Here is a 23,014-nt window from a genome sequence, read left to right on the forward strand (position 1 = left end):
CGCCCTCAGCCGCCCTTCTCAGCCGTGCTGTCCAGATACTGCGTCAACGCGCAGACCAGATGATAGAAAATGCTGGCCGGCACATCGGTGGCCAACGAGCGGCCGCGTTCGTCGATGCGGTCGATCCACAGGCCGAGCGGCGCCGGGTCGATGTGCCAGCGGAACAGCCGGCCGACGCGTGCCTCGATCTCCGGCTTGAGATCCGGCCCGCCTGAACCATCCAGCGCAATCGCTGCCTTGACCGCTTCGGCCTGCGGCCAGCTGCGTGAGACAAGGTCGAGCGGGAGGCCTTGGCGTGAGACGGCGCCATAGGCAAGGCCGGTGGCGCGGTTGAGGCCATTGGCGATGGCCGAGGCATAAAGTTTCCTGGCAAAGCCGCTCAGCTCGGCCTGGCCGCTGCGCCCGGCGAAATCGACCAGCAGCGAGGCCCATTCGAAGTGATGGCCGGGCTCGGTCCATGAGCCTTTCTCGGCGGCGGACGGTTTCCACTCGGCATCGAAATACTCGCCCAGCGTCCAGCTTTCGGCGTCGAAGAAATGGCTGCGGAACAGGTCGATGATGCGCGCCGCGCGGCGCAGATGGGCACGCTCGCCGGTCGCCTGATGCCAGGCCATGAAGGCTTCGAGCAGATGCATATGCGGGTTGGAGCGCCGCTCGCCCTCCCCGTCCGACGTCTCGAGGAAGCCGGTCATACGGCTGTCCTCGAGATGCGCATCGAGAAAGGCGAAGGTCTCCTCGCCGAGCCGCAAGGCGTCGGGATTGCCCGACATATGCGCATGCGCCAACGCCAGCAGCACACAGGAATGATCGTAGGCATCCTCGGTGGCATCGGCGACGCTGCCGTCGACATTCAGCGTGCGCACCCAGCCGCCTTTGTCGGTGCGGCCCTTCCCGGCCATGAAGTCGATGCCATGGCCGATCAGCCGGTCGGCCGGACCGTCCCAGCCGCGCGCCTTGGCGACGGCGAAGGCATAGACCTGCCTTGCCATGGTGCGCATGCGCTTGGGCTTCATCAGCGGCGAGGCATCGAGGCCGAGCGCTTCGTGAAACCCGCCATGGCGCTCGTCGACGCCTGATGTCGACCATAGCGGCAAGGTCTCCTGAAACAGCCAGTGATGCACGCGCCGCCGCCAGGCACCACTTTCGATGACACGGTCATGCGCCGGTGTGAACCGGGTTTCCAGCCGGCCCGATTTTTCGAGCTGCTCGACGATCTTCTTGACGTGCTGGCTGTGGCTGACCGGGGCGACGAAGGTGGCGTCTGATGTCGAGACGATGGCGACATCTTTCATGCCGATCGCCGACAGCAGGCGACCCTCGCCGCGGATGTAGGAGTTCTCGCAGTCGATGGCGACGACATCGCCGATGACAACATTGCCCTGGTCGTCAGCAGGGCCGACATCGAGCAGCGACTGCCAGGAGCCGAGATCGTTCCAGCGGAAGCCAGCCGGCACCATGGCGATGTCTTTTGCCCGCTCCATGATGGCGTAGTCGATCGAATTCGACGGGATGGCGGCGTAGAGTTCCAGCGGCATGTAGAGGCCGGACAAATCCGATGTTGCCGCCTTGTAGGCCGCCTCGGTGGCCTGCCAGATATCAGGCTGGAACGCCGCGAAGGCGTCGCGCATGGCGCCGGCGCGAAACAGGAAGATGCCGGTGTTCCAATAGAAATTTCCGGCCTGGAGATAGTTCTGCGCAGTCGCAAGGTCCGGCTTTTCGACGAAACGGGACACGTCGAAGGTCCCGCCGCCTTCGGCTGCGACTTCTATGTAGCCATAGCCGGTCTCGGGCTGTGTCGGCTTGACGCCGAACACCACCAGCCGGCCGGCGCGCGACGCCTCGATGCCGGCTTCGACACTCTGCCAGAATTTGCGCGGGGTTGATATCTCATGGTCGGACGGCACCACCAGCACCAGGCTGTCGCCGAACTCGGACAGCGTGCGCAGCGTCGCCAGCGCGACGGCGGCGGCAGTGTTGCGGCCGGCCGGCTCGAACAGCGGCCCGCCGCCGGCGAGATCGAGGCCGGCGAGATCGGCACGGACGCGTTCGGCATGGCGTTCCGAGGCGATCAGGAAGATCGGCGTTTCGCCTTCCGGCCTCGCCGTCAGCCGGCGCAAGGTCTTGGCCAGCATCGAGCCGTCACCCGACAGATCGTGGAACTGCTTGGGATTGTCCTCGCGCGACAGCGGCCACAGCCGCGAGCCGATGCCGCCGCTCATGACAAAACTAACGATCCGCTCGGTCATTCACGTCTCACGCCCAGTAGGTAATGGCCGGTTGCTATCACACAAGCCTTAAGCGGTGTTAATCCCATTGGAATTGCGCTCGGATGCAAGCTCGATGAATGCCCGGACGAGGGGCGAAAGGTGGCGGCTGCTCGGATAGAGCACATGCAGGCCGCCGGCCGGTGTCCTGTAGTCCCCAAGAACGCGCCGCAGCCGCCCGTCATTGATCAGCCCTTCGGCGATTGCCTGCGGCACCTGGGCGATGCCGAAGCCGGCGAGCGCGGCGGCAACGACCGCCTGCATTTCATTGGCGGCAAAGCGCCCGGCCACCATGACCGTTTCCTCGCCGTGCGGCCCGTCCAGCACCCAATGAGCCCCTGAGGCCGAAGGGCCCGCGATGGCGCATTGGTGGTTTGTCAGGTCCGCGGGGCTTTCCGGCATGCCGTGCCGAGCGAGATAATCCGGGCTGGCGCAGAGCAGCCTGTGCGTGGAGCCGAGCTTGCGGGCGATCAGGGTCGAATCCTGAAGGATCCCGGTGCGAAAAGCGAGGTCTATGCCGTCCTCGACCAGGTTGAGCCTGTCGTCTGTGAGACGCAACTCGACATTGGTTTTTGGATACAGTGCCAGAAAGTCGACCACGGCGCGGATAAGGAAATGGCCGCCAAAGCCAACCGGGGCAGAAATGCGTATCGTGCCCGACGGCTCCGCCCTCGCCTCCGCGAGGCGCAGATTAGCATCCTCGATGGCCCGCAGCCCCTGGCTGCTCTGCTCATAGTAGAGGCGCCCGGCAGCCGTCATGCTGAGGCTACGTGTCGTGCGCTGCAGCAGCCGGACGCCGACCTCGCGCTCAAGCACCGCGATGCGGCGGCTGACCGTCGTCTTGGGCATGGCGAGCAGGCGCGCGGCTGCGGTGAAGCTGCCGGCTTCGACGACGCGAGCAAACACGACGATATCATTGAGGTCGAGCATTGTATCCAAAATTGGGACGACGTTTCCCGATTATAGCCAATTATGCATCAATATAAAAGCTCCTAACTTTGCTGCAGAGAAACAAGGAGCAGATACCCATGACCAGCAAACGAAGCATTCTAGTGACCGGCGCTACGGGCCAGCAGGGCGGCGCAGTTGCGCGCGCGCTGTTGTCGAAGGGACACCGCGTCAAGGCTTTAACGCGCAAACCGGACAGCGAGGCGGCACGGCAACTGGCATCAGCGGGCGCCGATCTCGTGGCCGGCGATCTCGCTGACGCAGGCTCCGTCGTGACGGCCGCAAAAGGCGTCGACACCATGTTCCTCATGGGCAACAGCTATGAAGCCGGCCTGCAGGAGGAAACCCGCCAGGGCATCATCGCCGCCGATGCGGCGAAGGCTGCCGGCGTCGGACATCTGATCTATTCATCCGTTGCCGATGCCGACAAGATGACCGGCATCCCGCATTTCGAAAGCAAATATCTCGTCGAGAAACATGTCGTCGGGCTGGGCATCCCCTACACAATCAGCGCGCCCGTCGCGTTCATGGAGAATATCGTCGCGCCATGGTCGATCGGCGCGCTCAGCCAGGGCACCCTTGCCTTCGCGGTGCCTCCCAAGCGCGTCCTCCAGCTGGTCTCCCTTGCAGACATTGGCGGCTTCGTCGCCGCCTTGGCCGAGCGGCGAGAACAGGTGTTCGGCAAGCGCTTCGATTTCGCCGGGGACGAAGTGTCCGGCGAAGAGCAGGCGAAAATCCTGTCCGAGGCCATCGGCCGCCCGATTGGCTACCAGGAAATCCCGATCGCCGTGGCCCGCCAGCAAAGCGAGGATGCGGCACTGATGTTCGAATGGTTCGACCGCGTCGGCTACGACGTCGATATCGCCGGCTTGCGCAGGGATTTTCCTGAGGTCCGCTGGCACGGTTTTGCCGACTGGGCGCGAGCGTTCAACTGGAGCGCCATGAAACAAACAGCTTCGGCGGGCGACCGCTGAAGCGAGAGCCTGCGCCATCCCGATGGAATTGGGATGGGGTCCTTTCTTATTGTTCGAGCATGATCTGTTCCGAAACCGTTTTTCGGGATGCTCTAGAACGTCTGGTTGTAGGTGCCGACTTCGGGACTGCGGCGCAGCACCGCATCGACGGCGTCGAACATCTGCCGGCGGCGCTGCGACGACACCGGGCTTTCGACGACGACGACAAGCTCCGGCTTGTTCGACGAGGCGCGCACCAGCCCCCAGGTGCCGTCCTCGGCGACGACGCGCACGCCATTGACGGTGATCAGATCGATGATCTTCTGGCCGGCGAAGCTTGCGCCGTCCCGTTTCATCGCCTGAAAATCGGTGACCACCCGTTCGACCACGCCATACTTCACATCGTCGGCGCAGTGCGGCGACATGGTCGGCGTGCCGAAAGTCAGCGGCAGGGCGCGGTAGAGATCGGCCATCGAGCTGCCGGGACTGCGATCCAGCATCTGGCAGATGGCGATGGCGGTGACCAGACCGTCGTCATAGCCACGCCCGATCGGCGGGTTGAAGAAGAAATGGCCTGACTTTTCGAAACCGGCGACGGCGCCGAGCTCGGCGACGCGGCGCTTGATGTAGGAGTGGCCGGTCTTCCAATAGTCGGTGACGGCGCCGTTGGCGCGCAGCACTGCATCGGTGTTGAACAGGCCGGTCGACTTGACGTCGACGACGAAGGTCGAGCCGGGATGCAGCAGCGAAATATCACGCGCGAGCATGACACCGACCTTGTCGGCGAAGATTTCGTTGCCTTCATTGTCGACAACGCCGCAACGGTCGCCATCGCCGTCGAATCCGAGCCCGACATCGGCCCCGGTTTCCAGCACCTTGTCCCTGATCGCATGCAGCATCCGCATGTCCTCGGGGTTGGGATTGTAGCGCGGAAAGGTATGGTCGAGCTCGACATCGAGCGGGATCACCTCGCAGCCGATGCGCTGCAGCGCTTCCGGGGCAAAGGCGCCGGCGGTGCCGTTTCCGCAAGCGGCGACCACTTTCAGCTTTCGGGTGATGCGCTTTTCGCGGGTCAGGTCGTCGAGATAGGTCGCGCGAAAATCGCGGACGAAATCATAGGAGCCGCCGCCGGCCAGATCGAAGTCGCCGGCCAGCACGATCGCCTTCAACGCGCTCATCTCTTCCGGGCCAAAGGTCAGCGGCCGCGCCGCGCCCATCTTGACGCCGGTCCAGCCATTCTCGTTGTGCGAGGCGGTGACCATGGCGACGGACGGCGTATCCAGCGCGAACTGGGCGAAGTAGGCCATCGGCGACAGCGCCAGGCCGATATCCCTAACTCGCGCGCCGACCGCCATCAGCCCGGACACCAGCGCCAGCTTGATCGACAGCGAATAGGAACGGAAGTCATGTCCGGTGACGATATCCGGCCCAACGCCAAGGCGGCGGATCAGCGTGCCGAGCCCCATGCCGAGCGCCTGGACGCCGATCAGGTTGAGTTCGGGTGGTATCTCCGAGCCCGGATGGCCGAACCACCAGCGCGCATCATATTCGCGGAACCCGGACTGTTTGATCAGCGCCGAGGTTTCAAACTCGAAGCTGTTGGGTCGGGCCTCGCCAACGATCCTGGGGGTCAAGACTGAAAACTCCAAGCGGCTGGAACACGGTTTGTCGGAACGGTGGTTACCACACAAGCCTTTAAGTCGTGTTTATCCCTAAAGAAAATCCGGCCGCCGGCAAGGCGCGCGGCGAAAGCTGATGAAATGCGACAGAAGTGCTGCCATTGCCGCTTGCAGGAACGAAGTACGGCGGCTATAAGCCCGCGGTCTGGTCACGGAGTGTAGCGCAGCCTGGTAGCGCACCTCGTTCGGGACGAGGGGGTCGCAGGTTCAAATCCTGCCACTCCGACCAGAAAAAACAATGTGTTAGCGCATCCCGACTTTGGCGCCCCCACCTGAAACAATCGTGAGATGACTTTCCCGGTGACACAGGCCTAGCCGTTGTCTTGTGACGCACATATCCGTTGCCGACGAGCTTGAGAACGCTACGCATTGCCACAGCAGCAGTGATCTTCCTGCCACCGTGTCCATCTTCGGCCGACACCCCCGCGGCGCTTTCGTGGTGTCGCTTCGGGTCAGAGTTCGCGTCGCGCTTATCGGAGTCCGAAAAAGCTCAATATCGCTATCACGATGACCACCGCGCCAACAAGCCAAATGATATTGTTCATGATCTATCTCCTGTTGCCTTGAGAAAGCCCGCGCCTCCGGCGGAGAATGCGAGCCCGACCAGCCTTTGCCGGCTGATCTTCAGCGGACATCAAGCCATGATGTCGCCTGTGAGGAATAGAACCGTTAGGCAGGCCTAATGTTCCACGGGTTGGCGAGATCAAGAGATGGCCTGGTGATTTGCCTTTGTATTAGCTGCGGCGCATGCTTATGCCGACGGCGGTAACAGGAATGCCGGCCACGCCCGGAGCATCATGCATAAATTGGTTCTCACAACAGCAGTTGCGCTTGCCTGCACCTGCGCGCCCTCCCAGGCGGACGACGAGCGTTCATGCAAAATAGTGGCGGCGGCAGCGCAGCTCTCTGGAAAGACCAACTGTAGCGAAGGCGATGTCGCTGCTATCTCTGGCATGAGCAGCAAAGAACTGCCGGATGCAGTAGCCAGATATTGCGATTTTTGGGGGCAGATCGTTGTGCTGCCTGATGTGAGCGAGAACGATGCGTCTAGACGCATCGTTCTTTGCAAATACCACAAGCGAGAGGCAGCCCCTGCCCAGCCCTAGGCGGTGCGATCGCGCGTTCTTCGACTTGCGAAAAGTGTTCTGGCTGGCCATGGGAGGACCGGAACCAAAGTGACCAGAGGCAGTTATCCAGACGAAGGGCAAATTGAGAAAATGGAGAAACTGCAATGAAAACAATGGTCATGTGCGCGTTGGCGCTTTCCATGGGATTGCCGGCCATGGCTTCGGCCGCCGAAGCCGATGTGGTCATCAGAACCCACCATCGACACCACAACAACGTCAAGATCATCAACGAGGACGGCCAGCGCTTGCACCACCGCCGCCACGGCGCAATTGCGTTCTATGACCATGGGCGCCGGCATCATCGTCAAGACACCGTCGTCGTAAGCCGGCATCATCGCCGAGACACCGTCGTCGTGACAGGCTCCGTTTCCACTCATCGTTACCACCGCCACCACCCCGTGGTGATCGAAAACGACGGTTACTGATCGCCGACCGCCGGCCTGGCTCCTGGGAGTCGGGCCTCGTGGACCAGCAGACCGCGGCGGACCACTGAACGACCTTCTCCAAGTCGCAGACCAGCAAAGGAAAAGCCCGCCCCGGCGTCAGCTGAGACGGGCTCTCTCCGTTTGCCAGTGGTTGATTTGAAGCACTCGACGGACACTAACTACGAATGATCGAGAGCGTTCCCGCTGGGCAGGAAACCCGGCGTCAGTTGATGCGACCATGGGCTCGTCTCATGGGTTCCGGAGCGATCGGAAACTTTGACGAAGGTGGCCGTCGGCTCTAGGTAGGTCGATGCATATGATAGAGCCAGTGAAACGGCGATGCCGGAGTGTGGACATGAATTTGAATTCAACGGCAGCCTCGCTACCGGCTCTTGTGATCGCGCTGTTTCTCGTCGCCGGCTGTTCATCGATCGGCAGAACCGTCGATCCGGCCAAATACGACAGCATGAGCTGCACCGAGCTCAACAGCGCGCTGGGAGACATCGCCCGTAACATTTCGCAAACCGCGATCACCCGCGGCAAGGTCGCGAGCACCAACGTACCGCGCTGGCTGCTAGGCGGCTCGCGCGTGAAGGGCGCGGTCACCGACCGTGAAACGGCCAGGATCGAGCGGCTGAAACAGCAGGAAGAGGCTATTGCCAGCACAAGAGCGCGCAGATGCACGTCGCTGTCGCAATGAGCCTCATCTCAACCCGATAGAGGCGCTCAGGCGCTCAGGCGAAAACGCGTGACGTCGATCGCAGCGGCCATCAGCGTCTGTGTGTAGGCGTGCTGCGGGTTGCTGAAAATCGCTTCGGTCGGCCCCTCCTCGACGATCTTGCCTTGCTTCATGACGATGATGTAGTCGGCCATGGCGCGCACGACCGACAGATCGTGGCTGATGAACAGGTAGGACAGTTCGTGGTCGGCCTGCAGCTTGCGCAGCAATTCGACGATCTGTTTCTGCACCGAGCGGTCGAGCGCGGAGGTCGGCTCATCCAGCACCACCAGCTTGGGCTTCAGGATCATGGCCCGTGCAATGGCGATGCGCTGCCGTTGCCCGCCGGAAAATTCGTGCGGGTAGCGGTTGCGTGCGTTGGGATCGAGGCCGACTTCGTTCAAGGCCTCGACCGCGCGTTGATCGCGCTGCTTGCCCGAAAGGTCCGGCTCATGCACCAAAAGCCCTTCGGTAATGACCTGGCCGACGGTCATGCGCGGCGACAGCGAGCCGAACGGGTCCTGGAAGACGAGCTGCATCTGGCGCCGCAGCGGCCTCATCGCCTGTCGGTCGGCCTGGGAAATGTCGCGATCACCAAAACGAATGAGCCCGTCACTCGGCAACAGCCGCAACAAAGCGCGGCCGAGCGTCGATTTGCCCGAGCCGGATTCACCGACAATGCCGATGGTCTGGTTGCGTTGCAGCCTGATCGAAATGTGGTCGACGGCGCGCAGCACCAGCGGCTCGCCAGCGAGAAACCCGCCGCCGATCCTGAATGTCACTTCGACATTCTTGCCTTCGAGCAGAACGGGGGCATTGGCAGGCGGTGGCGCCTTGCTGCCGGTCGGCTCGGCCGCCAGCAGCATTTTCGTATAGGCGTGCTGCGGGTTGACGAAGATGGATTCCGCCTCTCCCTCTTCGACAACCTCGCCCTGGCGCATGACATAGACGCGGTCGGCGAAACGCCGGACAATTCCGAGATCGTGGGTAATGAACACGATCGCCATGCCGAGCTTGCGTTGCAGTTCGGCCAACAGCATCAGGATCTGCGCCTGGATGGTGACGTCGAGCGCCGTCGTCGGCTCGTCGGCGATCAATATGTCGGGGTCGTTGGCGAGCGCCATGGCGATCATGACGCGCTGCCGCTGGCCACCCGACATTTCGTGCGGATAGGATTTCATCCGCCGCTCGGGATCGGGGATATGCACGAGGCGCAGCAGCTTGAGCGCCTCTTCGTGCGCCGCGGCGGCATTCAAGCCTTGATGCCGGCGGATCGGTTCGATCAACTGGTTGCCGATCGAATAGAGCGGATCGAGCGAGGTCATCGGCTCCTGGAAGATCATGCTGATCTTGGCGCCACGGACCTTGTTCAAGTCGGATTTGCTCAATGTCAGGAGGTTGCGGCCGCGATAGTCGACACTGCCGGTGGCTTCACCATTCGATGCAAGCAGGCTCATCGCCGCCATCATGGTCTGGCTCTTGCCGGACCCGGATTCGCCGACGACGGCGACGGTCTCGCCCGCGTTGACGTGGATGTTGATGCCTTTCACCGCCTCGACTGCGCCGTCGAGCGTGCGGAAGCGGACGCGCAGGTCCTTGACGCTGAGGATCGTTTCGGAAGCAGCCATCTTAGCGATTCCCATCTTTATCGATCTCTCGGGTCGAGCGCGTCGCGCAGGCCGTCGCCAACGAAATTCAGGGCGAACAGCGTCGAGACGAGGAAGAAGGCGGGGAACAGCAGCAGCCAGTTGGCGGTGCCGATGTTCTTGGCGCCGACTGAGATCAGCACACCCCAGCTGGTCATCGGCTCCTGCACGCCCAGCCCGAGGAACGACAGGAAACTCTCGAGGATGATGACCTGCGGCACCAGCAGCGTCATGTAGATCACCACCGGGCCGAGCAGGTTGGGAATGACGTGGCGCAGCAGGATGCCGCGCTGGCCGACACCCATGGCTTCCGCCGCCTGGACATATTCCTGGCGGCGGATCGACAGCGCCTGGCCGCGCACGATGCGCGCCATGTCGAGCCACAGCACGGCGCCGACGGCCAGGAACATCAGCACGAAGTTGCGGCCGAAGAACACCACCAGCATGATGACGAAGAAGATGAAGGGCAAGGAATAGAGCACGTCGACGATGCGCATCATCACCTCGTCGATCTTGCCTCCAGAAAAGCCGGCGGCGGCGCCATAGACCACGCCGATGACCACCGCCACGACGCCGGCAAGCAGGCCGATGGCCAGTGAGATGCGCCCGGCCATCAACGTGCGCGAGAGCAGATCGCGGCCGGTGTTGTCGGTGCCGAACAGAAAATACTGCTGCTTGACCGAAGCGCTCATCGTCACTTCGAGGCCGTCGGGCGACTTGCTCTCGATCTTGGTGTCGTCGAAGGCGTCGGAACGGTCGAGATAGCGGATATTGCGGTCGTCGATCGGTTTGGTCGACTTGACGGTGACGAAGACCTGATTGCCTTCCTGCCGCCACTCCTTGATGTCGACCCGCATGCGCTTGATCGCTTCGGTGAGCGCCGTCTCGATCATGTCGGGTTTTGGGTATGCCGAAAAGCTTGGCGGCATGCGCACATAATCTGCATAGATGGTCGTGTATTGATGCGGCACGAACCATGGCCCGAACACGCTGACGATACCGATCAGGGCGAGGTAATAGAGGCTGAACATGGCGGCGCGGTTGGCCTTGAGGCGCGCCCAGGCATCACCCCAGAGCGAGCGGCCGACGACGGCGGGAGCTGTGGCTGCAATGTCAGTCATAGCGCACCCTCGGGTCGACGACCGCGTACATGACGTCGACGATCAGGTTGAAGACGATGGTGAAGATGGCGATCACCACCACCGTTCCCATCACCAGCGTGTAGTCGCGGTTGAGCGCGGCATCGACGAAATAGCGGCCGACGCCAGGTATGGAGAAGATGGTCTCGACGATGACCGAGCCGGTCAGCAGTGCCGCCGCCGCCGGGCCGGTGAAGGAGACGATCGGCAGGATGGCGCCGCGCAACGCGTGCTTGACCACCACCGACCAGTCGGAGAGGCCGAGTGCGCGTGCCGTGCGGATATGGTGGGATCGCAAGGATTCGATCATCGAGCCACGCATCAGCCGGGCGACGATGGCGATCTGCGGCAAGGCAAGCGTCAGCACCGGACCGACCTTGTTGATGAAGGCGCCATCACCCCAGCCACCGATCGGCAACAGTTTCCAGGTCAGCCCGAACAGGAGCTGGATCACCGGCGCGATCACGAAGGTGGGGATGGTGCTGCCGGCGGTCGCCAGCGCAATCACCGTATAGTCGCCCAGCTTGTTCTGGTTGAGCGCGGCTATGGTGCCGAGCACGGAACCGAGCAGAAGTGCAAGGACGAGTGCCGAGGCGCCGAGCTGGACCGAAATGGGCAGGCCCTTGGCGAACAGTTCGGTGACGGTGAAATCCGGCATGTTGTAGCTCGGACCGAAATTGCCGCGCAGCAGATTGCCGAGATAGTGAACGAATTGCAGCCAGAGCGGGTCGTTGAGCCCGAACTGGGCTTCGAGATTGGCCCTGATCTCGGGACTCAGCCCCCGCTCCTGGTTGAATGGGCCGCCTGGCGCGACGCGCATCAGGAAAAACGCCATGGTCACGATGACGAACAGCGTCGGAATGGCGGTCAGAAGCCGCCTTAATACATATCGCAGCATCGGTGCCCCGCTTGATCCAGAGCAGCGCGCGTCCAGCTGGACGATTGCGCTCTAGCCTTCAAATCTTCGCACCGAACTTTCCGAAAATCGATTCCGCTTCCCGGGCCGATGCGATGGCAAACCAGCGCCGCCGCGCACTCAGTGCGCGGCGGCTTGGCCAGGGATCAGTCCTTGCTGACGAAGCGCGACGGATGCACGTCCATCACATTGTCGACGAAGCCATGCAGCTTCGAGGAAACGATATCGTGGTAGCTGTAGTAGAGAAGCGGGATCTGGCCGACATCGTCGACGAGAATGCGCTCGGCCTCGGCGAGCTCCTTCATGCGCTCTTCGGGCTTGCCGCCGGCGGCGGCAGCCTTGTCCATGGCCGCTTCGTATTTCGGGCTGTTGTAGTCCGAATAGTTGTTGCCGCTGGCCTTGCGGGAGATGCCGAGGAAGGTCTCGGGATCCTTGTAGTCGGCGATCCAGGCGGCACGCGCCACGTCATAGTCGCCCTTCTGCTCGAGGAAGGAATAGTGGGTCTTGGTGTCGGTGTTGAGCAAGGTGACGTCGACGCCGAGCGGCTTCAACTGTTCCTGGATGGCCACGGCGGTGTTCTTGTGGTTTTCCGAGGTGTTGTAGCGGATCTCCATCTTCAAAGGATGCTCGGGCGTATAGCCGAGTTTCTCGAGGATCTTCTTGGCTGCGTCCTCGCGGTCGATCTGCGGCATGTCGGCATATTTGGCCAGTGCCGGCGTGTAGCCTTCGATGCCGGGAGGCACCATCGAATAGCCGGGCAGCATCGAATTCTGCCAGACTTTTTCGGCCAGGAAGTCGCGATCGATCGCCATTGAGATGGCATTGCGCAGCTCGACATTATCCCAAGGCGCCTTGTCGGTCTTGATCGCATAATAGTAGGTGCCGAGATACGGTCCGACGTGGATCTGATCGCCGAACTTGGTCTTGAGGTCGGCGAGCTGTTCCGTCGGGAGATCGTCATAGCTGTCGAGTTCGCCGGCCTCGAAGCGCTTCATCGCCGATGAGCGATCTTCGGTCGGAATGTAGTTGACCACGTCGAACTTGACGCTCGCGGCGTCCCAGAATTTCGGATTCTTGACCAGTTTCATGTGGTCGTTGGGGACCCACTCGGCGAGCGTATAGGCGCCGTTGGAGACCAGTTTGCCCGGCTTGATCCAGTCGGCGCCAAGCTTTTCGATGGAGGCCTTGTTGACCGGATAGGTCGCCTGGTGGGTCAGCATCTCCAGGAAGTATGGCGTCGGTGCCTTCAGCGTGACTTCGAGAGTATTTGCGTCAATCGCCTTGACGCCCATATCCTCCGGCTTGCCCTTCTTGGTGTTGACTTCCTCGGCGTTCTTCACGGGATAGAGCATGGAGGCGTATTCGGCACCGGTCGCCGGATCTTCCAGTCGGTGGAATGCGTAGACGAAGTCTTCTGCCGTCACCGGGCTGCCATCCGACCACACGCCGTCCTTGCGCAGCTTGAACGTATAGACGGTGCCATCATCCGATACTGTCCAGCTCTCGGCGGCACCTGGAATGAGGTTGGCCTTCTCATCCTGCATGACCAGGCCCTGGAACAGGTCGCGCAAGACATTGGCTTCGTAGACCGTCGAGGTCTTGTGCGGATCGACGGACTCCGATTCGGCGGCGGTGCCACGGTTGTAGACGGTCTCGGCGAAAGCCTGCGTGTAGAACGTGCCGGCGGCCAGCGTCATGGTGGTGGCGAACACCGTCGCCTTCAGCATGTTTTTCAGCATGAAGTTCTCCCTGTTGGCGCAGCCGTCGGCGCGCCTTTACGTGTTGACGCCCCGGAGCCGATATCTGACCCCTTTGAGCGCGCCGCCGGTTCCCTTCCCGCGGCTGGTGGCCAAACACTAACGCGGAGAATTTTTATTTCAACAGACTCTCTGGGTCACCCAAAGTAAGGCGGGACGAAAGCTGTGCCGTGACGGCCGAAATACCAGCCGAAACCAGAAGCTTGACTTGGTTTCCTCACCTCGACGCCATTTTGCGGCGAGAATCCGTGGCCGCGCCAGTTTGCCGGAATGTGTTAATGCGTTCTTAAGCAACCATAGGTTACATTACGACTACCTTCTATACGCTTCTATCTCAGACGCATGGCGGTCATGAGTAACAAGGCAAGTAAATTGTCCAAAATTCGCCAAGCAACGCAGAAATTTCAAGAAGAATCAGGAACTTCGGCTGTCGAATTCGCCCTGCTCTCTCCCGTTTTCGTCGTCCTTCTGCTCGGAATGGTTGCATACGGTATATATTTCGGCGCCGCCAACTCGGTCCAGCAGATCGCGGCCGATGCAGCCCGCACTGCAATTGCCGGACTGAACCAGACCGAGCGCCAGACGCTCGTAGCCAGCTTCGTCACCAACAATGCCGGCGGATATCCCTTCGTGGATGTCAGCAAGTTGACCTACCAGGCCAATGACAGCACGGCCGACGGAAGCCAGTTCGTGGTGTCCATCCAGTACGATGCCCGCAACCTGCCGATCTGGAACCTCTTCCCGGGCATAGCCATGCCGGGAAGCACGATCAAGCGCCAGTCAACGATACGGGTCGGGGGCATCTGAATGCTGCTGCGGGCGCGCGATGGGATCGGCCGGCTCGCCCGGTTGATGCTGGGCGACAGACGAGCGAATTTCACCGTCATGACGGCATTGAGCGCGCCGGTCGCGCTGGCGCTGGCCGCAGTGGCCATCGACGAAGCCTCGATCTACACCGAGCGCCGCGAAGCACAGGCCATGGTGGACCTGGCCGCGATCACCGCTGCCTCGAACATCACCAACGTCGAGACCGCTGTCGTGACCACGCTGACCGACAACGGCATGCCGGGGGTTGTCGTGCAGGGCTCGGGACAGACGATCGCGCCAGCCGTCGGCAAAACGGTCGTGTCGGTCACGCGCGGGCGCTACGCAGCATCCGGCGCCAATGTCAGCCAGCGCTTCCAGGCCGGCGTGACACCCTACAATGCCGTGCATGTCACGCTGAAAAAGATCCCCGTCCGCTATTTTGCGAGTTCGCTGATCCCCTCTCCCGTGATCGGCACCGATGCCACCGCCAGCATGACACCGCAGGCGACGTTCTCGGTCGGGTCGAGGCTCGCCAGCGTCAATGGCGGCATTCTCAACGCGCTGCTCAGTGGACTTCTCGGCGGCAACATCTCGCTTAGTGTCATGGATTACAACGGGTTGATCTCGGCCGATGTCAGCGTGTTCTCGTTTATAGACGGCCTTGCCACACAATTGAGCCTGACCGGCGTCACTTATTCGGATGTGCTGGCATCGAAGGCGACCGTCGGCCAGATCGCCACGGCCATGGCCAACGTGCCCGGGCTTGGCAATACGGCCAAGGTGGCGCTGCAGTCGATCGCGTCCAAGTCGACCAGCACTTTCAAGATCCCGCTCAACAAACTCGTCGATCTCGGCTCCGTCGGCAGCCTGGCGCTTGGGCAAAGACCAGCCGGCCTTGGAGTGGACGCCAGCGCCATGGGCATGCTGACCGCTGCCGCCGTGCTGGCGAACGGTACCAGCCAGGCTCAGGTCAATCTCGGAGCCACCGTACCCGGGCTTCTGTCCACCGCACTTACCATTGCCATTGGCGAGCCTATGCAATCTTCGCCGTGGCTCGCGGTCGATGGCATCGGAACCGTGGTGCGCACCGCCCAGACGCGCATCAAGCTGGTAGCCACCGTCGGTGTCGGCTCGCCCGGTCTCGGCGGCGGTATCAGCCTTTTGGCCGTCAATCTGCCACTCAATGTCGAAGTCGCGTATGCCGAAGCCAAACTGACCGACATCACCTGTCCGACCGGGCCCTCCAGCATCAAGGTTTCCATCGCCGCGCATCCAGGCATTGCCTCACTGCATCTGGCCAACAGCAACAGTTCAGGCTTCGCCGACTTCAGCCAGCCGCAGACCTTCACCGACGCGGAGATCGCGGATGTCAGCCTCAGACTGCTGCTGATCAACATTCCGCTGATACAGGTGATGGGTTCCGCCGCGACCGCGATCACCAACAACAGCCCGACGACGCTGACCTTCGATGCGACCGACATCGCCAACAAGACGATCAAGACCGTTTCGACGCGCAACATCTCGCAGTCGCTCACCACATCGCTGGTCAACAACCTGTCGCTATCGGTCAATGCGCTTGGTCTCGGGATCGATCTGACCGCCCTGCTCGGAACGGTCAAGCCAGCAGTCGTGGCGGTGCTGAACGGCGTATCGGCGCCGGTCGACGACCTGCTCTATAACGTGCTTTCGGCGCTGGGAGTCGGCGTCGGCCAAGCCGATGTGCGTGTCACCGGCGCGACCTGTGGACGCTCGGTTCTCGTTCAATAGGGCACTTGCAGCCAAGTGGGATCACTTGCCTGCAAGCCGCGGCCGAAGCACTGATTCAACCGAGCTGACCAAGGAAAAACCCGAGCTCGGGCAGCGCGAGCTTGCTCTCTTCACCAACCGCCGTGCCGCCGACAATGGAAGCGACAGCTCCGATAGCCGCCGGCAATGGCCAATTCCCCGGCTCCTCGGCGAAGTTGAAGACGCAGAGCAGCCTCTCGCCGCCGCCTTCCCGGATGAAGGCGAGAATTTCGCCCTCTGCATCGAGAAACCGGATCGAACCGCTGACCAGCGCCGGATGCTCCCTGCGCAACGCCAGCGCGGCCCGATAGGACGCGAGCACCGAGGCGTCGTCAGTGTTCTGGACGTCGACCGCGCGGGCGCGTTGGCTGGCAGGTATCGGCAGCCACGGCTTGGCCGTGGAGAAGCCTGCATTGTCGGCGCCGGCCTCCCAGACCATTGGCGTGCGACAGCCATCCCTGCCCTTGACGCCCGGCCAGAAGCGGATGCCAAAGGGATCGCGCAGATCCTCGAAGGCGAGTTCCGCCTCCTCCAGGCCGAGTTCCTCGCCCTCGTAAAGGCAGATCGATCCACGCAGGCAGGAGAGCAGCACGATCGAGAATCTTGCGACCGTGTCGGGATCGCTGCCCGACCTTGTCCAGCGGCTGACATGGCGCACCACGTCATGGTTGGAGAACGCCCAGCAGACCCAGCCGTCGGACACGGCTGCCTCGAAGGCTTCGATGCAGCCACGCACATGCGCCGCCGAGAATTGTGCGCCAAGCAGATCGAAGGTGTAACACATATGGAGCTTGTCGCCGCCGGTGGTGTAGGCGGCGAGCGTCTGCAGCGAGCGGCCTTCATCGCCGATCTCGCCGACGGCGGCGCGGTCCTCGTATTCGTCGAGCAACGCCCTGAAACGCTTGAGGAACGCCAGGTTTTCCGGCTGCGTCTTGTCGAACAGATGTTCCTGATAGAGGTAGGTGTTGGTCTCGCTGTTGGTGCCGGCGACGCTTGACGCCAGGGGTGGATTGCTGCGCAGCCAGCGGTCGTGGACATAGTAGTTGACCGTATCGAGCCGGAAACCGTCGACGCCACGCTCGAGCCAGAACCGCACCGTTTCCAGAAGTGCGTCCTGGACCTCCGGATTGTGGAAGTTCAGGTCCGGCTGCGAGGCAAGGAAATTGTGCATGTAATATTGCCGGCGGGTCGAATCCCATTCCCAGGCCGGGCCGCCGAAGACGGACAGCCAGTTGTTGGGCGCGCCGCCATCGGGCTTCGTGTCGGCCCAGACATACCAGTCGGCCTTGGGGTTGTCGCGGCTGGCGCGGCTCTCGACGAACCAGTCGTGCTTGTCGGATGAGTGCGACAGCACCTGGTCGATGATGATCTTCAGGCCGAGCCGGTGCGCCTCGGCCACCAGCGCATCAAAGTCCGCAATGGTGCCGAACATCGGATCGACATCCTGATAGTCCGACACGTCGTAGCCCATGTCGGCCATCGGCGACCTGAAGAAGGGCGACAGCCAGATGGCGTCGACACCGAGCGAGGCGACATGAGCCAGCCTCGACGTGATGCCGCGCAGATCGCCGCTGCCGTCACCGGTCGTATCCTGGAAAGAGCGCGGATAGATCTGGTAGATGACGCAGCCGCGCCACCATCCGGCCTTGTCAGCTGCCGCCATTGCGCTTCTCCCTTGTGCCGGCCTGCGTGGCTATCCGTTCGATCATGAAGATCACCGTCCGCCCCGGCACCGGCCGCGCTATGTCCATCGTCTCGCCTGTTTCGAGGGCTGGCGCCCAAAAAGACCCATCGCGCTCGGGCAAGGAGAACATGCAGGCTCGTCGATCACCGTTGATGAGCACCGCAAGACGGGGCTGATCATCGCTGGCGGCGCCCAGAATCATGACAAGGCGGTGCCGCTGCGGATCCTGCCAGCTCTGCTCGTCGAGCGGCGCGCCTGTCTCGGTCAGCCATGCGACATCAGGCATGTCGGCACCAACTGGTGGCAGGCCAGTGAGGAAGCGCGTGCCGGAGAGCGCCGGCACCGCATGGCGCAGCGTCGAGAGCCGCGCCGTGTACTGCTCCAGCGCCTGGTCGCGCGCTGCCCAGTCGAGCCAGGTGATCTCGTTGTCCTGCGCATAGGCGTTGTTGTTGCCCTTCTGGGTGCGGCCGAATTCGTCGCCGGCAGTCAGCATGATGGTGCCGCGCGAGGCAAACAGCGTGGCGAGCAGCGCGTGCTGATCAATCCGGCGAGCCGCCACCACGGCCGGGTCGCCCGCATCGCCCTCGACACCATTGTTCCAGGACAGGTTCTCGTTGTGGCCGTCGCGGTTCTGCTCGCCATTGGCCTCGTTGTGCTTGCGCTCATAGCGCACGATGTCGGCCAGCGTCATGCCGTCATGGGCGGCGATGAAATTGACCGTGCGGCTGGCGCTTTGTCGCTTCGTGGCAAACACATCGGACGAACCGGCAAGCCGGGTTGCCAACGCGCCGATCTTGCCGGCGTCGCCGCGCCAGAAGCGCCTGACATCGTCGCGGTACTTGTCGTTCCATTCGAGGAAAGGCGGTGGAAAATTGCCGAGCTGATAGCCGTCCGGGCCAATGTCCCAGGGCTCGGCGATCAACACGCGATCGCCCAGCAGCGCGTCCTCGCGCATCGCTTTCAGCAACGGCGCCTCGGCGTCGAATGTCCCTTCGACCCGCCCCAAAATGGGTGCCAGGTCGAAGCGGAAGCCATCGACGCCGGCATCCCGGACAAAATGGCGGAGCGTGTCGAGAACCATTTCCTGGACGATTGGGTGGTCGCAAGCCACCGTGTTGCCGGTGCCGGTGTCGTTGGCCAGCCTGCCGTCCGGTGTGTGCCGGTAATAGGCCTGGCTGTCGAAGCCACGCAACGACAGCGTCGGCCCGAGCCGGTCGCTCTCGCCGGTGTGGTTGAAGACGAGGTCGAGGATGACGCCGATGCCGGCCTCGCGCAGCGCGGCGACCGCGTTTCGCAAGTCCATGATGCCGCCCGGCGCAAGGCGAGGATCAAGCGCCATGAAGGTGACGGGATTGTAGCCCCAGGCGTTGCGCAGTCCGAGCGGCGGCAGATGCCGCTCATCGATCGACGCCGTCACCGGCATCAGTTCGACAGCACCGACGCCGAGTTTTTTCAAGTGTTCGATAACCACCGGATGAGCGATCGTAGCGACCGTACCGCGCAGCTTTTCGGGAACGTCCGGATGCAGCATGGTAAAGGCGCGCACCGGGATTTCGTAGATCAGACCACCGGTTCGGAAGAGCGGCGGCGCAGCCTGCACAGGGTTCGGCAAGGCAGCGGCAATCGCCTTCGGCATCAGCGGCGCGGTATTGGCCCCCTCGCCCCGGCGCTGGGCCAGCCGCCAGTCATAGGCGTAGGGCCTGTCGATCCCGACGGCATAGGGATCGATCAGGAGCTTGTCGGGATCGAACCACAGCCCGCGCTCCGGTGCGTAGTCGCCATCGGCGCGAAACCCGTATCGAGTGCCCGGGCCAAGGCCAGCGACGAACCGCGCATGCACGCCCTCGCCTTCCGCCTGCAGCTCAAGCCGTTCGATTTCCCGGTTGCCCTGCTCGTCAAAAATCGAGACCCACAACCGACGGGCGGCCTGCGACCATGCGGCAAAGCGAATGCCGCCCTCCGAAACAAGTCCGCCAAATCGCGGCCGCTGATCGGCCGGCATCGCAGATTTCATTAAGTGATGACACTCGGCTTGGAGCGGCCGGTATGGCTGCGAATCCCGGCAATATCATCGGCCGCCGATATCAGATCGGCAAGAGCGACCTGGGTGTCGAGATCGTGCCTCGACTTGTCCGGCTCGTAGCGTTCGATGTAGACGCGCAGCGTAGCCCCAGACGTGCCGGTGCCCGAAAGCCTGAAGACGACGCGCGAGCCGCCCTCGAACAACACCCTGATGCCCTGGTGTTCGCTGGTCGAACCATCGACCGGATCGTGATAGGCGAAGTCATCGGCACTGGCGATGGTCATGCCGCGCACGCTGGTGCCGGGCAGCGCGCCAAGCTTGGCGCGGAGTTCGTCGACCAGCGCATTGGCGCGGTCACTCTCGACCTCCTCATAGTCGTGGCGCGAATAGTAATTGCGGCCATAGGTCGCCCAATGCTCGGTGACGATCTGCTTGCAGCTTTTGCCGCGCGCGGCGAGGATGTTGAGCCACAGCAGCACCGCCCAAAGACCGTCTTTTTCGCGGACGTGGTTGGAGCCGGTGCCGGCGCTTTCCTCACCGCAGATCGTCGCCATGTCGGCGTCGAGCAGGTTGCCGAAGAACTTCCAGCCGGTCGGCGTTTCATAGATGCCGATGCCGAGCTTTTCGGCGACACGGTCGGCCGCGCCGCTGGTCGGCATCGAGCGGGCGATGCCCTTCAGGCCTTCCTTGTAGCCGGGCGCCAGACGGGCGTTGGCGGCAAGCATGGCGACCGAATCCGACGGGGTGACGAAGATACCCTTGCCGATGATCAGGTTGCGGTCGCCGTCGCCGTCGGAGGCGGCGCCGAAGTCCGGCGCGTCCGGGCCCATCATCTCGTCATAGAGATGCTTTGCATGGACGAGGTTCGGGTCCGGATGGTGGCCGCCGAAATCCGGCAGCGGCTTGAAATTACGGCAGGTGCCGTTGGGCGCGCCAAGCCGGTTTTCCAGGATCTCCTTGGCGTAGGGGCCGGTCACCGCATGCATGGCGTCGAAGCGCATGCGAAAGCCGTATTTGAAATTGGCGCGGATGGCGTCGAAATCGAACAGGCTTTCCATCAGTTCGGCATAATCGGCGACCGGATCGATGATCTCGACCGTCATGCCGCCGGCCTCGACCGTGCCGATCTTGTCGATGTCTATCGCTGCGATGTCAGTGGTCTTGAAGTTCGCAATCGTCTTGGTCTTTTCGAAGATCGCGTCGGTCAGCTTTTCCGGCGCCGGGCCGCCATTGCCGGCATTGTACTTGATACCGAAATCCTCGTGCGGGCCGCCCGGATTGTGGCTTGCCGACAGGATGATGCCGCCAAAGGTCTTGTATTTGCGGATGACGTGGGAGGCGGCCGGCGTCGACAGGATGCCGCCCTGCCCGACCATCACCTTGCCGAAGCCGTTGGCCGCGGCCATGGCGATCGCCTTCTGGATGACCTCGCGGTTGTAGAAGCGGCCGTCGCCGCCGATCACCAGGGTCTTGCCCTTGAAACCGTCCAGGGCGTCGAAGATCGACTGGATGAAGTTCTCGGCGTAGTGCTCCTGCTGGAACACCGGCACCTTCTTGCGCAGGCCCGACGTGCCGGGTTTCTGATCGGAATAGGGCTTGGTGGGGACGGTCCGTATCATGCTTCAGGCAACCCTTTTCGAAAGCAGCGAGCGATAGAGTTCAACGTATTTTTCGGCACTCTTGTCCCACGACACATCGGCTTTCATGCCCTGGCGCTGCAGCGATTCCCAGACCGCCGGACTGGCATGGGCATCGACGAGGCGGCGCATGGCGTGCAGCAAGGCGCCGCCATTGTTGGGCGCGAACTGGAAGCCGGTGGCGACACCGGCCGAGACGGCAGCCTCGTTGGCGTCGATGACGGTATCGGCCAGGCCACCGGTGCGGGCGACCACTGGCACGCAGCCATAGCGCAGGCCGTAAAGCTGCGTCAGGCCGCAGGGCTCGAAGCGCGAGGGAACCACGATGGCGTCGCATCCGCCTTGCATGATGTGCGAGAGCCCCTCGTCGTAACCGACGACGACCCCGATGCGGCCGCGATGCCGCGCCGCGGCCGCAAGCAGCGCGCCTTCGAGGCCGGCATCGCCCGAGCCCAGGATGGCCAGACGCGCGCCCGTCGCGACGATGCCGTCGATCACCAGCGCCAGTATGTCCATGCCCTTCTGCCAGGTCAGGCGGCTGACGACGCAGACGATCGGGCTGTCGTCGCGATCGAGGCTGAAACGGTCCTCGACGGCAGCCCTGTTGGGTGCGCGCGCCTTCAGCGTCCCGGCTGAGTAGGCGGAGACCAGATGCTTGTCGGTTTCCGGATCCCAAATGCCGGTGTCGATGCCGTTGACGATGCCATAGAGATCGCTGGAGCGCATGTTGATGAGGCCGTCGAGGCCCATGCCGAATTCCGCCGAGCGGATCTCCTGCGCGTAGGTCGGGCTGACGGTGGTGATCGCCCAGGCCGCCTGCAGCCCGGCCTTGAGGAAGCCGACACCGCCGTAATATTCGACGCCGTCGAGCGCCATCGCCACCGCCGGCAAGCCAAGCTCGCCGAAGATGCCGGCGCCGAACTGGCCCTGGAAGGCGAGGTTGTGGACGGTCATCATCGACGGGATGCCGACCGCCTTGCCGTAGCGCATATAGGCCAGGGTCATCGCCGACTGCCAGTCATGGGCATGGACGATGTCAGGCTGGTAGCCCGAGATGGCACCGCCGGCGATGTCGCCGCCGACCTGGCTCAGCGCCGCGAAGCGCCGCCAGTTGTCCGGCCAGTCGACGCCGGTCGCATTGCCATAGGGGCCGCCGGGACGGTCGAACAGATGCGGCGCGTCGAGCACGAAGAGTTCGAGCCCGGCGAGCTGGACAGAATGGACGGAAGCCTTGCCGCCCTGCAACAAGGGGTATTGCAGAACCGCCCTCTTTTTCTTGAAGGCGGCCATCACGGTCGGAAAGCCGGGGATGAGCGTGCGCATGGTCACGCCCTTGGCCGCCAGCGCGATGGGCAGCGCGCCGGTCACGTCGGCAAGCCCGCCGGTCTTGATCAGCGGGAAGATCTCGGGCGTGACCGACAGAACCTGCATGCGCCTACAATCCGATCCTGTCCGTTCTAGAGTTCTTTGTTTGGCACAATTCCGGACGGAAAACCGTTTCAGACC

General features: G+C 62.8%; 17 protein-coding genes and 1 tRNA gene. 7 read left to right on the forward strand and 11 right to left on the reverse strand.

Translation table 11 applies throughout. From position 1 onward, the window contains the following. Positions 1–5 precede the first annotated feature (5 nt). On the reverse strand, positions 6–2,246 hold the full coding sequence (locus AC1RZR_RS27560; RefSeq protein ID WP_481826590.1) for a mannose-1-phosphate guanylyltransferase/mannose-6-phosphate isomerase: 2,241 nt from the start codon (positions 2,244–2,246) through the stop codon (positions 6–8). 48 nt (positions 2,247–2,294) lie between these two features. Continuing rightward, on the reverse strand, positions 2,295–3,194 hold the full coding sequence (locus AC1RZR_RS27565; protein WP_481826591.1) for a LysR family transcriptional regulator: 900 nt from the start codon (positions 3,192–3,194) through the stop codon (positions 2,295–2,297). A 98-nt stretch (positions 3,195–3,292) separates the two neighbouring features. Here AC1RZR_RS27565 and AC1RZR_RS27570 point away from each other — a divergent pair, with 98 nt between their 5' ends. Then, positions 3,293–4,186, forward strand: a complete 894-nt coding sequence (locus tag AC1RZR_RS27570) for an NmrA/HSCARG family protein (RefSeq protein WP_481826592.1) — start codon at positions 3,293–3,295, stop codon at positions 4,184–4,186. 92 nt (positions 4,187–4,278) lie between these two features. On the opposite strand, the gene AC1RZR_RS27575 is transcribed toward AC1RZR_RS27570, so the two are convergent. Then, positions 4,279–5,799: a phosphomannomutase/phosphoglucomutase gene (locus AC1RZR_RS27575; RefSeq protein WP_481826593.1), complete on the reverse strand. Its 1,521-nt coding sequence runs from the start codon at positions 5,797–5,799 to the stop codon at positions 4,279–4,281. A 197-nt stretch (positions 5,800–5,996) separates the two neighbouring features. On the opposite strand from AC1RZR_RS27575, the gene AC1RZR_RS27580 reads away from it, so the two are divergent. From AC1RZR_RS27580 to AC1RZR_RS27595, 4 genes are all read left to right on the forward strand, one after another. After that, a tRNA-Pro gene (locus AC1RZR_RS27580) sits at positions 5,997–6,073 on the forward strand. Between the two features lie 568 nt (positions 6,074–6,641). Then, positions 6,642–6,950: a hypothetical protein gene (locus AC1RZR_RS27585; RefSeq protein ID WP_481826594.1), complete on the forward strand. Its 309-nt coding sequence runs from the start codon at positions 6,642–6,644 to the stop codon at positions 6,948–6,950. 125 nt (positions 6,951–7,075) lie between these two features. Next, positions 7,076–7,396 (forward strand): hypothetical protein, encoded by a 321-nt coding sequence (locus tag AC1RZR_RS27590; RefSeq protein ID WP_477275936.1) that lies wholly within the window; start codon positions 7,076–7,078, stop codon positions 7,394–7,396. Between the two features lie 355 nt (positions 7,397–7,751). Then, positions 7,752–8,096: a hypothetical protein gene (locus AC1RZR_RS27595; RefSeq protein ID WP_477275934.1), complete on the forward strand. Its 345-nt coding sequence runs from the start codon at positions 7,752–7,754 to the stop codon at positions 8,094–8,096. A 26-nt stretch (positions 8,097–8,122) separates the two neighbouring features. Here AC1RZR_RS27595 and AC1RZR_RS27600 read toward each other — a convergent pair whose 3' ends face one another. The 4 genes from AC1RZR_RS27600 to AC1RZR_RS27615 form a co-directional block, all read right to left on the reverse strand. Further along, positions 8,123–9,742 carry an ABC transporter ATP-binding protein gene (locus AC1RZR_RS27600; RefSeq protein ID WP_481826595.1) on the reverse strand — a complete coding sequence of 540 codons (1,620 nt, stop codon included), beginning with the start codon at positions 9,740–9,742 and terminating at the stop codon, positions 8,123–8,125. Positions 9,743–9,759: 17 nt separating this feature from the next. Beyond that, complete coding sequence (locus tag AC1RZR_RS27605) at positions 9,760–10,881, reverse strand: ABC transporter permease (protein ID WP_477275930.1); 1,122 nt, start codon at positions 10,879–10,881, stop codon at positions 9,760–9,762. Further along, on the reverse strand, positions 10,874–11,797 hold the full coding sequence (locus tag AC1RZR_RS27610; RefSeq protein WP_056580795.1) for an ABC transporter permease subunit: 924 nt from the start codon (positions 11,795–11,797) through the stop codon (positions 10,874–10,876). Before AC1RZR_RS27610 ends, AC1RZR_RS27605 begins: the two co-directional genes overlap by 8 nt. Before the next feature lie 164 nt (positions 11,798–11,961). Then, on the reverse strand, positions 11,962–13,554 hold the full coding sequence (locus AC1RZR_RS27615; protein WP_477275928.1) for a peptide ABC transporter substrate-binding protein: 1,593 nt from the start codon (positions 13,552–13,554) through the stop codon (positions 11,962–11,964). 369 nt (positions 13,555–13,923) lie between these two features. Between AC1RZR_RS27615 and AC1RZR_RS27620 the strand changes: the two genes are divergently transcribed. Continuing rightward, positions 13,924–14,379 (forward strand): TadE family protein, encoded by a 456-nt coding sequence (locus AC1RZR_RS27620; protein WP_477275926.1) that lies wholly within the window; start codon positions 13,924–13,926, stop codon positions 14,377–14,379. Then, positions 14,380–16,146 carry a Tad domain-containing protein gene (locus AC1RZR_RS27625; RefSeq protein WP_481826596.1) on the forward strand — a complete coding sequence of 589 codons (1,767 nt, stop codon included), beginning with the start codon at positions 14,380–14,382 and terminating at the stop codon, positions 16,144–16,146. Positions 16,147–16,201: 55 nt separating this feature from the next. Here the strand turns inward: AC1RZR_RS27625 and bglA are convergent, their stop codons facing one another. From bglA to glgA, 4 genes are read right to left on the reverse strand one after another with little or no spacing between them, the layout of a single operon-like run. Next, positions 16,202–17,827, reverse strand: coding sequence for a beta-galactosidase BglA (gene bglA / locus AC1RZR_RS27630; protein ID WP_481826597.1), 1,626 nt, complete (start codon positions 17,825–17,827; stop codon positions 16,202–16,204). Further along, positions 17,814–19,850 (reverse strand): glycogen debranching protein GlgX, encoded by a 2,037-nt coding sequence (glgX, locus tag AC1RZR_RS27635; protein WP_481826598.1) that lies wholly within the window; start codon positions 19,848–19,850, stop codon positions 17,814–17,816. The genes bglA and glgX overlap by 14 nt, the downstream gene beginning before the upstream one ends. An 11-nt stretch (positions 19,851–19,861) precedes the next feature. Next, positions 19,862–21,490, reverse strand: a complete 1,629-nt coding sequence (locus AC1RZR_RS27640; protein ID WP_481826599.1) for an alpha-D-glucose phosphate-specific phosphoglucomutase — start codon at positions 21,488–21,490, stop codon at positions 19,862–19,864. A gap of 3 nt (positions 21,491–21,493) precedes the next feature. Further along, positions 21,494–22,939: a glycogen synthase GlgA gene (glgA, locus tag AC1RZR_RS27645; protein ID WP_477275916.1), complete on the reverse strand. Its 1,446-nt coding sequence runs from the start codon at positions 22,937–22,939 to the stop codon at positions 21,494–21,496. Positions 22,940–23,014 lie beyond the last annotated feature (75 nt).

It is taken from the genome of Mesorhizobium bavaricum (assembly GCF_056781655.1).